The organism is Cytobacillus citreus (assembly GCF_018343665.1).
GTDB lineage: Bacteria > Bacillota > Bacilli > Bacillales > Cytobacillaceae > Cytobacillus > Cytobacillus citreus.
In genome coordinates, this window is the sequence record NZ_JAGYPM010000001.1 from 346,127 (window position 1) to 359,354 (window position 13,228).

Genomic DNA, 13,228 nt, shown 5'->3' on the forward strand with positions numbered 1-13,228 from the left:
AAACCGCTTTTAAAGACCTCCATTATTTACACAAGGAGGTCTTCACCCTACTAGTAGGTATTGCATTCTTATTAGGCTGACTGCAAAAATTCATTAGATAAGAAAAACCAAATTATTTATAGACTGAATTTGTTTCCTTCTTTTTATTTCTATTTCTATTTTTATTTCTGAAAAACGCAATTCCTAATAAAAACAGGGGAATAATCGTTTGAATAGTAACCGAATAAAAAGGGAATGCTGTGATTTCATAATGAATAAAGGCCATTGAACTAGGGACTGCCCAAAAACTAAATTCTACGATCAAAATTCCAATAGGCCAGACAAGTGGCCGATAATCCTCAATATTTAGCCACTGAGCTGTACCTAAAACAACCACATAGAAAAACACTGAAATCTTTACAAATGTTCCTAAAATCCAAATAGCCATTGTGACTGATTCAAGATTTTCAAAAAAATCAGCAATACTAATATACCGGCTAATATTCATCAGTGGGTAAGTCTTTGAAGAAGTAGTATTTCCTAATATAAACAAAACAATTAAGTTCACAACAACTAATGTAATCATTACAGCAAAAACTGTTAATATCCCGTATTTACTGCCTTTTTTCTTATCAGCTAAAAAAGGCAGTAAAAAAATAGTGATAAAAAATTCTGAGAACCATCCGCCTGGCACTACGGCACCCTTGATAGGAGGAAGGAGCCCTCTTTCTAAAATTGGAAAAATATTACTAAACTCATATTCTGGGCTCAATAATATAATCAATAAAAAGAGTGGTACGAAAAAAAGCGGGAAAAGCACCTGCGTTATTCGCCCTAGTACCTCTAAACCTCCATAAACGGCAAAAGCACAAAGGAGCACCATTGAAACAATTACAACAATTATCGGTGTTTGAAAAAGAAAAGAGCTAACGATAAATTCGGCGTAAGATCTAGTAATCCCTCCAGTAGATTGGATATAGAAAAATAAGAAGGCAAGTCCGAGGATCTTTCCTGGAATTCGACCAATAATCTGTTCACTAAATTGAATAACTGTTTTCTCCGGGTAAAGCTTGTGTAACCGGACAGAAATAAAGACTGTTAAAAATCCTATAATGGACGCAAAAATAGGAGAAATCCAAAGGTCCTGATTGGCATAAGTTGCTGTTAAATTTGGTACTGAAAGAATAGCGGTAGCCACAATCGTTGGGTACATTAACATGGCCATCTGAAGGGAAGAAATTTTGACAGTCTTCATAAGCTATCTCCTTTTTGAGCCATAGATCTTGTTTGGCAAAATTTGCAGTGATACTAGGTACTGAAAGGATTGCGGAAGCGATAATTGCTAGGCATATTAACATCGCCATCTGCAGGGATGAAAACTTGACGCTTTCCATCATAATGAAAATCATTCTCCTTCTTATCGCAATAAAATCATTTTTCTAAAATTTCCCCGAATGGATTGAAGACATATTCAATCCACTTAGCTGGCCCACCTATATAAGGAAGATCGAACATAGACAGGAATAACCCGATGAGAAGGAGCACGATGAATGCACTTTTCTCCTTTTTTGGCTTTTGTTTCATTTTTGGCCATTGCAACAAAATGATGATCAAAATGATAAAAGCTGTAGCAAGAAAGTTCCCCCATTTCATTATTCTTTCTCCTCTTCAATTCTAAATTTCATTGGCTTATTAATATATCCTTCTTTGCGAATATGAGCTTTAATATCGTATTTTATTTTTACCTTTGGAAACACTTCATCCCACCGGTTTTCTACTTTCCTCCACTGTTTCGGATATTCTCGATGAAATTCCTTAGCAAAACCGAGAATATCAGCTCTCAGTTCATTCTGTACTTTCTCAATTACAAATTCGACTCGTTTTCTTATACCATCTTGAAATGCTTTTTCAACTACTTTTAAATTACTTAAATTTGAAGTGTCTAAGCTCGAATTGTTTTGTATGACAGTGCCTTCAGTTTGGATTTTTACAAGCATGCTCCAGTTTACACCATTAATTTGTGGAATCAAATCCACCTTGGCGGTTACTGGATTTAAAGAGATATTCCCCTTTTTTTCTTCAGGTTCAAAGGTGACGGTGTAACTCTTTATTTCATCCCTTATCCATAGGATTCCTCTCGTTTCCCTTTGAGAAATATATCCAACCATTTGATCTTTTTTAATTACGGCTGATCCAAAAATCTTAGGGAATTGAAAGGACTTCTTTTTCCCTTTTTCTGTCATGGTCTTAAGGTATGGAAGGGCAGCAGCTTGGGCTTCGCTAGTTAGCATTTCGTTCAAATCTTTTAAAGTGACTTTCAATCCAATCTCTAAATCAACTAGCTCTCTCATTGTTTCCGCTGAACTTCTTTCAAGTCTTGATTGAAGTTCAAGAATATGTTTTGCTTTTCCTTTACTAACAAACATATATGCTCTTTCTCTTGGCTGTGGATGACGGAGAAGGAAATCTAAATGATCTTGTATTCCTTCTTTTGCAATCTTTTCGCCAAAAATAAACACCTTACATTGACCCCAAAAGATTTTACGAGGCAGTTCGGCTTGGAGCTTCGAGAGTGCATCTGCCATGTTGACTCCTTTTTGAGAAATGACAAAAGTAAGCTCCTTGACAGCTCCTCCACCAGCTCCTCCGCTTGGACTACTGCTCATACCAAATGCTTTAGGTATAAAGATCTGGAGGCTTAGTTCAATTTGATTATCTCCCTTTTTATCAATTGCAGTTGCCGTTACAATAGCGATGTCATTAGTTTCCCACCGGTCCCAACAACCACTTAATAAGAATATTGATCCAATAAAGGAGATGAAAATAAGAAATTTTTTAATGAAATGACTTCTCCTTTTAGGCATTATTGATTCCCTACTTTCGCTAATTTTCCTAATCTCCTCCTTTATTTGGACCAGGTTTCTGATCAGAGGTTTGTTTATATAGGTTGGCCTCACCAGTTAAGTGAGGCCGAGTATCCATCATCCATAATGGGGATCTCCAAAGCATATCTTTCAATTCCTTTGTTTTTAAAGGCGCAAGTGGTGCTAAATATGGCTCACCGAAGGAACGTAAACTGCATAGGTGAATAACAATTGCAAGAATTCCCAGCATAATTCCAAGTAATCCTAAAGTCCCGGCAAGAAAAATAATTGGAAAACGGATTAATCTAATAGCTATTCCAGCTACATAGCGAGGAATCATAAAAGAAGCAATTCCGGTTATCGCTACAACAATGACCATCGGTGCGGAAACCAATCCAGCTTGTACGGCAGCTTGACCAATTACTAATGCCCCTACTATGCTGACAGCGGCTCCGACCTGTCTTGGTAATCGAACTCCTGCCTCACGCAACGCTTCAAAAGTAATTTCCATGAGCAGAACCTCTATTATAGCTGGAAAAGGGACGAATTCCCTGGCGGCTGCTATACTCAGAAGCAGTGCGCTTGGCACCATTTCTTGATGAAATGTTGTAACAGCTACGTAAAAAGAAGGAAGCAAAAGAGAAACTCCAAGGAATACATAGCGCAGCCAACGAATAAAAGTGCTTATCATAAAGCGTTGATAATAATCTTCCTGTGCTTGGAGTAATGAAAAAAACGAGATTGGAGCAATTAAAGTAAAAGGGGAACCCTCCACTAAAATGACTAGCCGTCCCTCTAGTAAATTTGCACAAGCAATATCAGGTCTCTCAGTTGACAAGATTTGAGGAAAAGGTGAGTAGGGGTTGTCCTCAATCATTTCTTCAATATACTCACTATCTAAGATTCCATCGATGTTAATCCGATTAAGCCTATTCGTAACTTCTTCAATAAGAGTCTTATCGGCTATACCTTCAACATACGCAAGTGCTATGGTCGTTTGTGTATAAGTTCCTATTTTCATGGTTTTGATTTTAAGTGCAGGACTTTTAATAATTCTTCTTAATAATGAGATATTAACCCTAATTGATTCAATAAATCCTTCACGTGGTCCTCTTATCGATACTTCAGCCTCTGGTTCTTCTATACTGCGTTTTTCCCATTTGGATAATCCTAAAGAAAAACCGACATTTTCTCCTTCACAAAGAAGAATTGGATTCCCAGAGGATATTGATTCAATGCACTCAGGCAAGGAATATACTGAATTCCAATTTGAGATTATTAGTTTGTGTTCAATCATTTCATTAACTGTTAGTGATTCATTTTTAGTTTCTTGCATTAGAGGGGAAAGTACATGTTTCTCGATTCCCATAGTGTCAGAAAGACCTTCCATATAAATAATCATTGCTTTCTTTTTTCCTAGAAGTAAAAATTCTCGAAAAATGACATCTGAACAATTATTGTAGACGGAACGAAGTGCTTCGATATTTTGGTGATAACTTAAATGAAGGGAACTCTCTGACTTAGGTTCTTGGAGATTCTTTTGAATTTGTTTATGCTTTTCATTCATATTCCATAATAATTTTTTTATATTACGAATCACACTTGTGTTCCCCCAATTTTTTATGGATGAATCGAACTCCTATTTCTATGATTCTTCATTTAGGATATTTTATACAGGATGACCTAAATATGGTTTGGTGGAAGTAATATCGAGTAATTTCATCTACATGGATGATTTTTTTAGGTAATAGGTAAGTTTAAGTTTATTAACGCACTAAAGTAACGTGTGTTTTCAATTAAATATCTGCTAATAAGCTTTTCTAATATTCCAAATAAGGGAATCAACACCTTTTGAGAAGTGAGAGATTGGTTGTACTCCAGAAAGGTCAATTTTAAATGGAGAAAACAGGTTATTCTTATAAATTTCTGAATTAGCTTTTTGTAAGGGCCAGGGACGATGATGTATTTCACCGCAAAAGATTCTTCCTTTATTATTTGTACTAAATAGACAATATCTTTCCGTAAGCCAATGATCCAGCGTTCCTTCTTTCGGAAAATAAACCTCTGGAAGAGGAGAAAATGTTCCTTTACAAAGAATAGGATATATTTTGCTTTTTTTTCGTATACTTTCGAAATGAAAACTAAGGTCTTTTTGTTTAATAGAAATATTCGCAGAGTGATAAGGCAAGTGAAACCATCTTTTTGCTAATGTGTAGGACGCCCAGTCGCTAACATCAAGGGACAAGAAATAAACTCCAGGTTTTCCATTGTATTGAACATATGTGCGTACATTGATTTCTGGAAATGGTGGAAGTATGGATATAGGCGGAAAACCACGTGGATAGATACCTTCCAATTCAAATACTACGATACCCAGCCAAGCTACTCCGTTAAAGGTGTCAATTTGCAAAGAAGGATGAATATGCTCACGAATTGTTTCTGGAGAAATTGGCCAATGAACAAACAGTAAATTTCGCCAAGTCTGACGCATTATCCAGTTTTCTGAAGTTAATAGAAAAGGGCGGTGAGCGGTATCATTTATTAATTTCATTAAAATGATCTCCTTTTCATTTTCCACATTTTCTATAGTCTTTTCTTCAAATGAAAAATTAATACTGTGGGGAAATCTATTGGATAGTATAACTTTACTTTTTAGGAAATAATAAGGAGTGTTAAAATCATTAATTCAAAAGCTATTGGAGAAGAAATATGACAAACATTTTAGCATATATTACTTTTGCGATGATTGTAATAATATTTGTCGTTCTTTTATTTACACTTGTTGGCTGGCGTTGGATAATGAAAAAAATCGTAAAAAAGATGGGGAAAATTATTTTAACCGACAGTTATCAAGAAAATATTATGGAGTTAATGCCGGGTCTCCGACATATAGGTATTCAAAATATATTAGAAAATAGCTTGCGGGCAGAAAGTGGAGATGTCCTTCATCGTCCACTTGGTTCATCTAAAAAATGGCCCCATTTAGACCCGATTACATTTATTCCTGCACAAACAACACCATTTGCTATTAGTGGTGATGAAGATGTAGATGTGAAGGTAACAATTGGACCAAAAGCAAAAAAGCCAATGAATATAAAAATCCCACTTATGATAAGTGGAATGGCCTATGGGATTGCACTTAGCGAGGAAGTAAGGCTTTCTTTGGCAGAGGCAGCGAATAACACAGGTACAGCCATTAATTCAGGAGAAGGAGGAATCATGCCAGAAGAATTAAATGCAGCAGGGAATTATATTGTTCAGTTTTCCAAAACAGAATGGTCAAAAGAAGAAAATTTATTTAAGCGGGCAAATGCAATTGAAATTAAGCTTGGGCAAGGTGCATTATTTGCTGTAGGCGGAAGAATTTCTCCAGATAATTTAACAGGTCGTGCTCGTGAAATCATGGGTCTCAAAGAAAATGAAACTGCTGTAATTTATGATAATTTTTTTGAAAATCAAACATTAAAGGATTTAAAAGGACTTGTGGATGAGCTTCGAAAAATATCTGGAGGAGTACCCATTGGAGTAAAAATGGGGGCAGGGGGAAAAATTGAAGAAGACATTGACCATGTAATTGAGACAGGTGTTGATTATATAGCAATTGATGGAGGACAAGCGGCGACACATGGAGCTGCGCCTATTCTTTCTGATGACTTTGGAATTCCTACTTTGCATGCTATTTTCCGAGCTAATAAACATTTAGAAAAGAGGAAAATGAAAGGGCAAATTAGTTTAATCGCTTCAGGCGGTTTATTTACACCTGGACATTTTTTAAAGGTTCTTGCCCTTGGTGCTGATGCAGTTTATGTTGGTTCTGCTATGTTATTTGTTGTTTCACATCATCAAGTATTAAATGCCCTCCCTTTTGAACCGCCAACACAAGTTGTTTGGAATCAAGGGAAATTCAAGGATCAATTTGATAAAGAAACTGGAGTAAAAACGGCTGAAAAATTCTTAACCTCTAGTACTGAAGAAATGAAAATGGCTTTAAGAGCAATGGGGAAACTCTCATTAAAGGAGTTGTCTAAAAAGGATTTAGTTTCTAATGATGAATTGACTGCAAGAATGATTGGAATTCCATTCTCATTTGAGCCTCGGGAAATTTAGAAAAGCACAAGCCCCTTTGGTCGTGCGGTATATATACGGACAAGCCTCCCCTTGTGGAGTTAGGCATTACTCAATTTAATGAAAAAAACTTTATTCTTAAATGTGGAAAGGGGACCCTCGAATAAGGTCCCCTTCACAAAAATCAGCTTACTTTCCCTGCTGATTTTTTAGCTGTTCCTGTCCCATGGCAACTAGACGTTTCGTCATTTCGCCTCCGACAGAACCATTTGCTCGTGCGGTTGTATCAGCACCAAGTTGAACTCCAAACTCACCCGCAATTTCATTCTTCATTTGATCTAGAACATTTTCAGCACCGGGTACTAAAAGTTTGTTTCTTGCCATGATACATCACTCCCACCACGATTATTTTGAGCAATTTATTATTCAATTGCTCGGATTTAACATAACCGATTATGAGAAGATTGATTCAAATAGTTAATATATAATGATTTCCTGGAGAAAGATTATCTTTCAATATGATAGAATGGCTCTATATTGGTCAGATCAAAAGCCATCTTCTGTAGCATGAAATGGGATTGTTAATCGGTTTTCAACTGTTCTTAGTCTTTGATTTAGTCGATTTAATCTTCTAAAAGTGCGTTCATCATTTTGATTTAATCTGTTTATTTCCTGATTTATTCGGATAATTTCACGATTTAGCCTTCGAATTTCATTATTTAATCTCGTTAGTCCTGTAATCTGCTCTTCATTTTGCCTCTCAAGGGTGTTAACCCTTCTTTCCAATTCCCGAACCTGTTGCGGTTGTTGCCTGTAAAGATCATTTTGCTCATGTGGGTCAGTGACCTGTGATGGCATGTAAGATCCGAAATGTTGTGGAGCTAATCCATAATAAAAATCATTAGGATACATAGGGACAAATCTCTTTTATTCAATGGTAATGTTTCCCTATAATCTATGTAGGCTGCTGCGGAGTGACACGGCCATAGCCTAACTAAGCCATGGTTATGCGATAGAAGGTGAAATGGTGAATATGTATAAACGTAAAAGAGAGACGAAAACGCCTTTTTACATAAAGGGTGGTACTCCTTTACTGATTTCTGATACGAGAGAAGCGATTGATTGTAGCTGTTGATCATCTAAATCAAAAGCTGTTTTTATTTTATTTTCTAGATTGGCTGTTACCCTTCTTTTCCCGACTTCTACTAAGGCGATAAGTGAGAAACTACAACTGACAATCTTTGCGAAATCACGTTGATTCATCTCATAACTTTTTCGTATGAATTTAATTATTTCTTTATTCATTCGCATACTCATACCCCCTTGGAAAATCACATTTTTTTTAAACTTAGCACTGAAGGGCTCCTTTTGTAAAGTAAATTGTTAGTACTAAATATTGGATAACGAAAAGTTAAGTATAGGAAAATGGAACACACCTACAAGAAAACCCATAAGGTAAACTAAGAACGTATTGGAAGTAGGGAGAAGAATGATTTATATAGAAGATTTTGGGGCGAAGCCAACTGTAAATCGGTTTCATGGGGTTCAAAGAGAGATTTTTATCGCCTTAGAGGATAGCCCGGAAGTTCACCGATATCATTCTCTTCATGAATTTCTATTTGATTTACAATTAAGGGAAAACATTATCTTAGCTGCAAGAAAACTTAATGAAAGCCAAGTAGCATTTGCCCCATTTGTGACATCTAAATTTAACCCTCGTATATGGAAGAAAATTAGATATGGTTATTTACTTGACCCTTCTGTATTACCTTCAGATGCAATAAAGGATATTTTTGAAAATGGTAAGGAATATGCATTTGAATGTACGACTGCTATTGTAATTATTTATTATAAAGCTGTGCTCAATTCGATTTCAACAAGCTATTTCAATATGCTATTTCAACGTCTTCTTGTTTGGGATTGGAACTATGATAAAGATTTAGGCATCATCACTAAGGAAGGTAGAGATTTTATTCCAGGAGATGTCGTATATTTTTATAACCCTGATTATGATCATCCTGTGTGGAGCGGAGAGAATACGGTTTATTTGGGAAATGGGTTATATTTTGGTCATGGGATAGGGATTAGGACCGAAGAAGGGATGATTCAAGAATTAAACAAATTAAGAAAAAAAAACGCAACAAGATCAGCTTATTTAATTTCACAGTATAGCAGGTTAAATACTCGCTACTTATCACAGTTTGCAAGACAGACATTGTTTTAATGGATCGAACCGATAATAATTTTTATTTAACATCTATACTGAAGTCATAAAATTTTGATGAATTGACAAAGTTACCTCTTTCTAGGTTAATACTCATCCATATAGACTAATGCTTACCTACTATTTAATGGGTGTTAATAATATCATGAAAAATAAGGAGGAGGTTAGAAATTGGATATAAATTTTATGCCTTATGCAATTCATGAAAATGATGAAAGGATTCGTCCATTTGGGTCTGGATTTAGGTGCAGCTCTTGGCGGTGGTTTCGGGTACCCCTATTATCCACTTTATCAGCCTTATCCTTATTTTCCACCATATCCTTATGGATGTTGTTAATAATCATAGTACGGAAAAGCTCTGCATTATTGTGCAGAGCTTTCAGAGTGTAGACAAAGTATAAATTAATCCTTTTTTAATCATCCCATTCTTCATAAAGTATAATCCCACCTGTTAAGTCAAGTGTGCTCCTATCTCCTTTGTAATAAAGCCGTCCATTTTCTTTTACAATTAAATTTTCGTAAGTATATATATGATCTCCAGATGGAAGTTGAATGATAATTTTTTGTCCAAGGTCTTTTGGGGGAGCCTCTATTTTAATGGTGCTTTTTAAATAAAAAGATAATACGGCAAAAGTAGAAATACAAATGAAAAAGAAAATGAATAACCTTTTTTTGAAAGAAGGCCTTTGTCTTTCGATATGCTTTTCTGACCTTGTCATAGCAACTCCTTACTACCTCCCAAAATATTAATGCCTTTCTTATTTAATCTTTGAGTATCGTATGCACAAATATTGAAATAAATGACAGAAAGAGGCTGTTTATTAACAATATTTAGGTGAAAAATAATTTGATATAAAATATTTAAAATTTGAAACATTTTATCATTTCGATCGTAAATATATTGTGGCAGAAATAAAAGAATTCTAATAAGGGGGGAAGATAGGTGAGTGCCATTGAAAAAAGATGGATATCAAGTAATGGGATTCAGTATGTTAAAAAGCTATTTTATATTGATGAATGTAATCAAAAAGTGAATTCAAACTTTATTATTTACAATTTGAGGAAAAGGATTGGTTAGCGATGGAATTATTCGGAATTCCAATTCAGACCATTTATCTATATACGCTAATCATCTCAGGAAGTTTAATAATCATTTACCTATTTTTAGGAGATGTTGTTGAGGGAATATCAGAAGCGACGGGATTTCTTAATCCTGTACTAGTTCTTGCTTTTTTAACCTTTATGTCTGCCATAGGCTATTTACTCGAAGCTTTCACTGGTCTCAGCAGTGTACTTATTATTGTCATCTCTAGCATTGCCTCATTGATATTAGACACCTTACTTAATGTTTTTGTTCTTATACCATTAGCAAATGCAGAAGAATCACTTGTATATACGGAGGATTCTTTAAAAGGAAGAATAGCTGTGGTCATCATCCCGATACCTGAGAATGGATTTGGTGAGGTTTTGATTGAGAGTATTAGCGGAAGGATTTCTAAGCCAGCTGCTAGTTTTGAAAATAAAGAGATTGAGGAAGGTAAAAAAGTTCTTGTGATCGATGTTAGGGATGGAGTTCTATATGTGGTGCCACATAGCCAATTTTAGATTGGAGGAGAGTATATGCTCACAATATGGATAGTGATAGGAATTGTTGCATTTTTATTAATTGCTTTATTGGGTGTCTTTATTACAAAGTATAAAACGGCAGGACCCGACGAGGCTTTAATCGTAACAGGCAGCTATTTAGGAAGTAAAAATGTACATGTAGATGAATCTGGCAACAAAATAAAAATTATTCGCGGTGGAGGTACGTTTGTCCTGCCTGTATTCCAGCAAGCGGAACCTTTAAGCTTATTATCTAGTAAACTAGAAGTTTCTACACCAGAAGTTTATACAGAGCAAGGTGTTCCAGTTATGGCGGATGGAACAGCCATTATTAAAATTGGCGGCTCAATCGGGGAAATTGCAACTGCGGCTGAACAATTTCTTGGAAAATCGAAGGAAGACCGAGAAAATGAAGCGAAAGAGGTACTCGAGGGTCATTTGAGATCGATATTAGGTTCAATGACAGTTGAAGAAATCTACAAGAATAGGGATAAATTTTCTCAAGAGGTTCAAAGGGTTGCATCTCAAGATCTGGCAAAAATGGGACTTATCATCGTTTCATTTACCATTAAAGATGTTCGTGATAAAAACGGTTATTTAGATTCATTAGGTAAACCAAGAATTGCCCAAGTGAAACGGGATGCAGATATTGCTACTGCTGAAGCAGAGAAAGAAACGCGCATTAAACGTGCTGAAGCTGATAAGGATGCGCAAAAGGCTGAGCTTGAAAGAGCAACAGAAATTGCAGAAGCAGAGAAAGAAAACCAAATGAAAATAGCGGATTATCGCAGAGAGCAAGATGTCGCAAAGGCTCGTGCTGACCAAGCCTATGATCTCGAAACGGCGCGTTCCAAACAGGAAGTAACTGAGCAGGAAATGCAAATTAAAATTATTGAGCGTCAAAAGCAAATTGAATTAGAGGAAAAAGAGATATTAAGAAGAGAACGTCAATATGATTCTGAAGTAAAGAAGAAGGCGGATGCTGATCGTTATGCTGTTGAGCAGGCAGCTGAAGCGGAAAAGAAGAAGCAATTTGCAGAAGCGGATGCTAACAAATATCGTATCGAGTCTCAAGCTCGTGCAGAGGCAGAGAGAGTTAGAGTGGATGGTTTAGCGAATGCAGAATCTCAGCGTGCACAAGGGGAATCAGAAGCTGATATCATTCGTCTAAAAGGTCTTGCGGAAGCTGAGGCGAAGAGGAAAATTGCAGAAGCATTTGAACAATATGGCCAAGCAGCCATCATGGATATGGTCTTGAAAATGCTTCCAGAATATGCGAAGCAAGTGGCAAGCCCGCTTTCTAATATTGATAAGATTACAGTGGTCGATACTGGCAGTGATGGAGCAAATGGCGGAGCAAATAAAATAACTGGCTATGCAACGAATCTTATGTCAACGATGCAGGAAAGCTTAAAAGCATCTTCTGGCATTGACTTGAAGGAGTTATTAGAAAATTTCTCTGGAAAAGGTAATATTCGTCAAAGTATAAACGAGCTAACAAATGAATTAAAGGATAAGAAAGAAATAGAAGGAAAAGACGAATAAACCTTTGAAAGGCGCCAAATCTATGATTGGCGCCTTTTTTTATTGTATAGCGTACAATGTCAAATACTTTTTTCAAGTTTTAGAGTAACTCAAACACGCTTACTGTAATTTCTTTTTTTTACAAGTAACAATTAACCAAGTTTTATGAAACAGGTGCCATCTTCTTGATTCAGAATGGGCATACACTCGCTTTTCTTGGCCTGCATTGATGCAATCTGGCATTGAGTACAAGATTGATAATTCAAGGAATCTAATTCAATATCCTGCGGGAGAAGCGAGTCAAAAGGAGCCCCGCAGAAGCGATAGCGACGAGGAGGCTTCCATATCGCCTGCCACGCTTTAGTGCCTGCAGTGGAAATCAACAGGGAAGTTTAACATGGCCATTAAAATAAAACATTAAAACTTTTTTGAGTTAGAGAAACGGATTGTTCCGAAGACACTTGCGCTTTTCTTAAGAAGCTTGTACTAATGAAAGAACCCAAAAATTGTGTGTTCGTCTATCGCACAATCTACCTTTATTGAATAGGATATATAGAACCAAACAAAGGAGGTATTTGGATATGTCAGATGGATGCTGCGGAATAGGTGGAGGTTTCGCTCTACTAGTTGTATTATTTATCTTGTTAATCATCATTGGCGCATCTTGGGGTTACGGTGGATACGGTTTTTAGTAGTACAAAATTTTAAAATGTTAGGAGGAATAGGATTATGGGGTTCGGCGGCTATGGTTATGGCGGCTACGGTTTCGGAGCATGCGGCTTTGGCGGAGGTTTTGCGTTAATTGTTGTATTGTTTATTCTTCTTATTATCGTAGGCGCAGCTTGTTTTAGTTTTTAGATAATTAATCATTGAAGCAGGAGGGAAAGCTTTCCTGCTTTTTTCTTTTAAGTTAAAAAAACAGACCCATTATGGGAAAAATGGGCCTATCGCAGATTACTTAATAAGA

General features: G+C 36.2%; 16 protein-coding genes. 7 read left to right on the top strand and 9 right to left on the bottom strand.

The features are described from left to right. Window positions 1-112: 112 nt before the first annotated feature. The 5 genes from KHA94_RS01810 to KHA94_RS01830 form a co-directional block, all read right to left on the bottom strand. Window positions 113-1,234: a GerAB/ArcD/ProY family transporter gene (locus KHA94_RS01810; RefSeq protein WP_213100445.1), complete on the bottom strand. Its 1,122-nt coding sequence runs from the start codon at window positions 1,232-1,234 to the stop codon at window positions 113-115. A gap of 176 nt (window positions 1,235-1,410) precedes the next feature. After that, complete coding sequence (locus tag KHA94_RS01815) at window positions 1,411-1,632, bottom strand: hypothetical protein (RefSeq protein WP_213100446.1); 222 nt, start codon at window positions 1,630-1,632, stop codon at window positions 1,411-1,413. Then, complete coding sequence (locus KHA94_RS01820; protein WP_213100447.1) at window positions 1,632-2,843, bottom strand: Ger(x)C family spore germination protein; 1,212 nt, start codon at window positions 2,841-2,843, stop codon at window positions 1,632-1,634. Before KHA94_RS01820 ends, KHA94_RS01815 begins: the two co-directional genes overlap by 1 nt. Window positions 2,844-2,871: 28 nt before the next feature. Beyond that, the gene (locus tag KHA94_RS01825) at window positions 2,872-4,410 is read right to left on the bottom strand and encodes a spore germination protein (RefSeq protein WP_213101254.1); all 1,539 of its coding nucleotides are present in this window, start codon (window positions 4,408-4,410) and stop codon (window positions 2,872-2,874) included. A gap of 240 nt (window positions 4,411-4,650) precedes the next feature. Further along, window positions 4,651-5,394, bottom strand: a complete 744-nt coding sequence (locus tag KHA94_RS01830; protein WP_213100448.1) for a YqjF family protein — start codon at window positions 5,392-5,394, stop codon at window positions 4,651-4,653. Between the two features lie 158 nt (window positions 5,395-5,552). Here KHA94_RS01830 and KHA94_RS01835 point away from each other — a divergent pair, with 158 nt between their 5' ends. Then, the gene (locus KHA94_RS01835; RefSeq protein WP_213100449.1) at window positions 5,553-6,950 is read left to right on the top strand and encodes an FMN-binding glutamate synthase family protein; all 1,398 of its coding nucleotides are present in this window, start codon (window positions 5,553-5,555) and stop codon (window positions 6,948-6,950) included. A gap of 147 nt (window positions 6,951-7,097) precedes the next feature. Here the strand turns inward: KHA94_RS01835 and KHA94_RS01840 are convergent, their stop codons facing one another. The 3 genes from KHA94_RS01840 to KHA94_RS01850 all read right to left on the bottom strand — a co-directional run bounded on the left by KHA94_RS01840 (window position 7,098) and on the right by KHA94_RS01850 (window position 8,213). Then, window positions 7,098-7,292 (bottom strand): alpha/beta-type small acid-soluble spore protein, encoded by a 195-nt coding sequence (locus tag KHA94_RS01840; protein WP_213100450.1) that lies wholly within the window; start codon window positions 7,290-7,292, stop codon window positions 7,098-7,100. A 162-nt stretch (window positions 7,293-7,454) separates the two neighbouring features. Further along, window positions 7,455-7,820, bottom strand: a complete 366-nt coding sequence (locus KHA94_RS01845; protein ID WP_213100451.1) for a hypothetical protein — start codon at window positions 7,818-7,820, stop codon at window positions 7,455-7,457. Between the two features lie 156 nt (window positions 7,821-7,976). Further along, entirely contained in the window at window positions 7,977-8,213 is a 237-nt protein-coding gene (locus tag KHA94_RS01850; RefSeq protein WP_213101255.1) for a helix-turn-helix domain-containing protein, read from the bottom strand. A gap of 184 nt (window positions 8,214-8,397) precedes the next feature. On the opposite strand from KHA94_RS01850, the gene KHA94_RS01855 reads away from it, so the two are divergent. Further along, window positions 8,398-9,132 (top strand): protein-glutamine gamma-glutamyltransferase, encoded by a 735-nt coding sequence (locus KHA94_RS01855; RefSeq protein ID WP_213100452.1) that lies wholly within the window; start codon window positions 8,398-8,400, stop codon window positions 9,130-9,132. Window positions 9,133-9,545: 413 nt separating this feature from the next. On the opposite strand, the gene KHA94_RS01860 is transcribed toward KHA94_RS01855, so the two are convergent. After that, window positions 9,546-9,851, bottom strand: coding sequence for a hypothetical protein (locus KHA94_RS01860; protein ID WP_213100453.1), 306 nt, complete (start codon window positions 9,849-9,851; stop codon window positions 9,546-9,548). Window positions 9,852-10,075: 224 nt separating this feature from the next. Here KHA94_RS01860 and KHA94_RS26185 point away from each other — a divergent pair, with 224 nt between their 5' ends. From KHA94_RS26185 to KHA94_RS01880, 5 genes are all read left to right on the top strand, one after another. Beyond that, the gene (locus KHA94_RS26185; RefSeq protein WP_275950851.1) at window positions 10,076-10,210 is read left to right on the top strand and encodes a hypothetical protein; all 135 of its coding nucleotides are present in this window, start codon (window positions 10,076-10,078) and stop codon (window positions 10,208-10,210) included. Between the two features lie 2 nt (window positions 10,211-10,212). Then, window positions 10,213-10,737 carry an NfeD family protein gene (locus KHA94_RS01865; protein ID WP_213100454.1) on the top strand — a complete coding sequence of 175 codons (525 nt, stop codon included), beginning with the start codon at window positions 10,213-10,215 and terminating at the stop codon, window positions 10,735-10,737. Between the two features lie 15 nt (window positions 10,738-10,752). After that, a complete protein-coding gene (locus KHA94_RS01870) occupies window positions 10,753-12,282 on the top strand; it encodes a flotillin family protein (RefSeq protein WP_213100455.1) in 1,530 nt (509 codons plus the stop codon). Window positions 12,283-12,842: 560 nt separating this feature from the next. Next, window positions 12,843-12,953 (top strand): YjcZ family sporulation protein, encoded by a 111-nt coding sequence (locus KHA94_RS01875; protein WP_213100456.1) that lies wholly within the window; start codon window positions 12,843-12,845, stop codon window positions 12,951-12,953. 37 nt (window positions 12,954-12,990) lie between these two features. Next, a complete protein-coding gene (locus tag KHA94_RS01880; protein ID WP_213100457.1) occupies window positions 12,991-13,119 on the top strand; it encodes a YjcZ family sporulation protein in 129 nt (42 codons plus the stop codon). Window positions 13,120-13,228 lie beyond the last annotated feature (109 nt).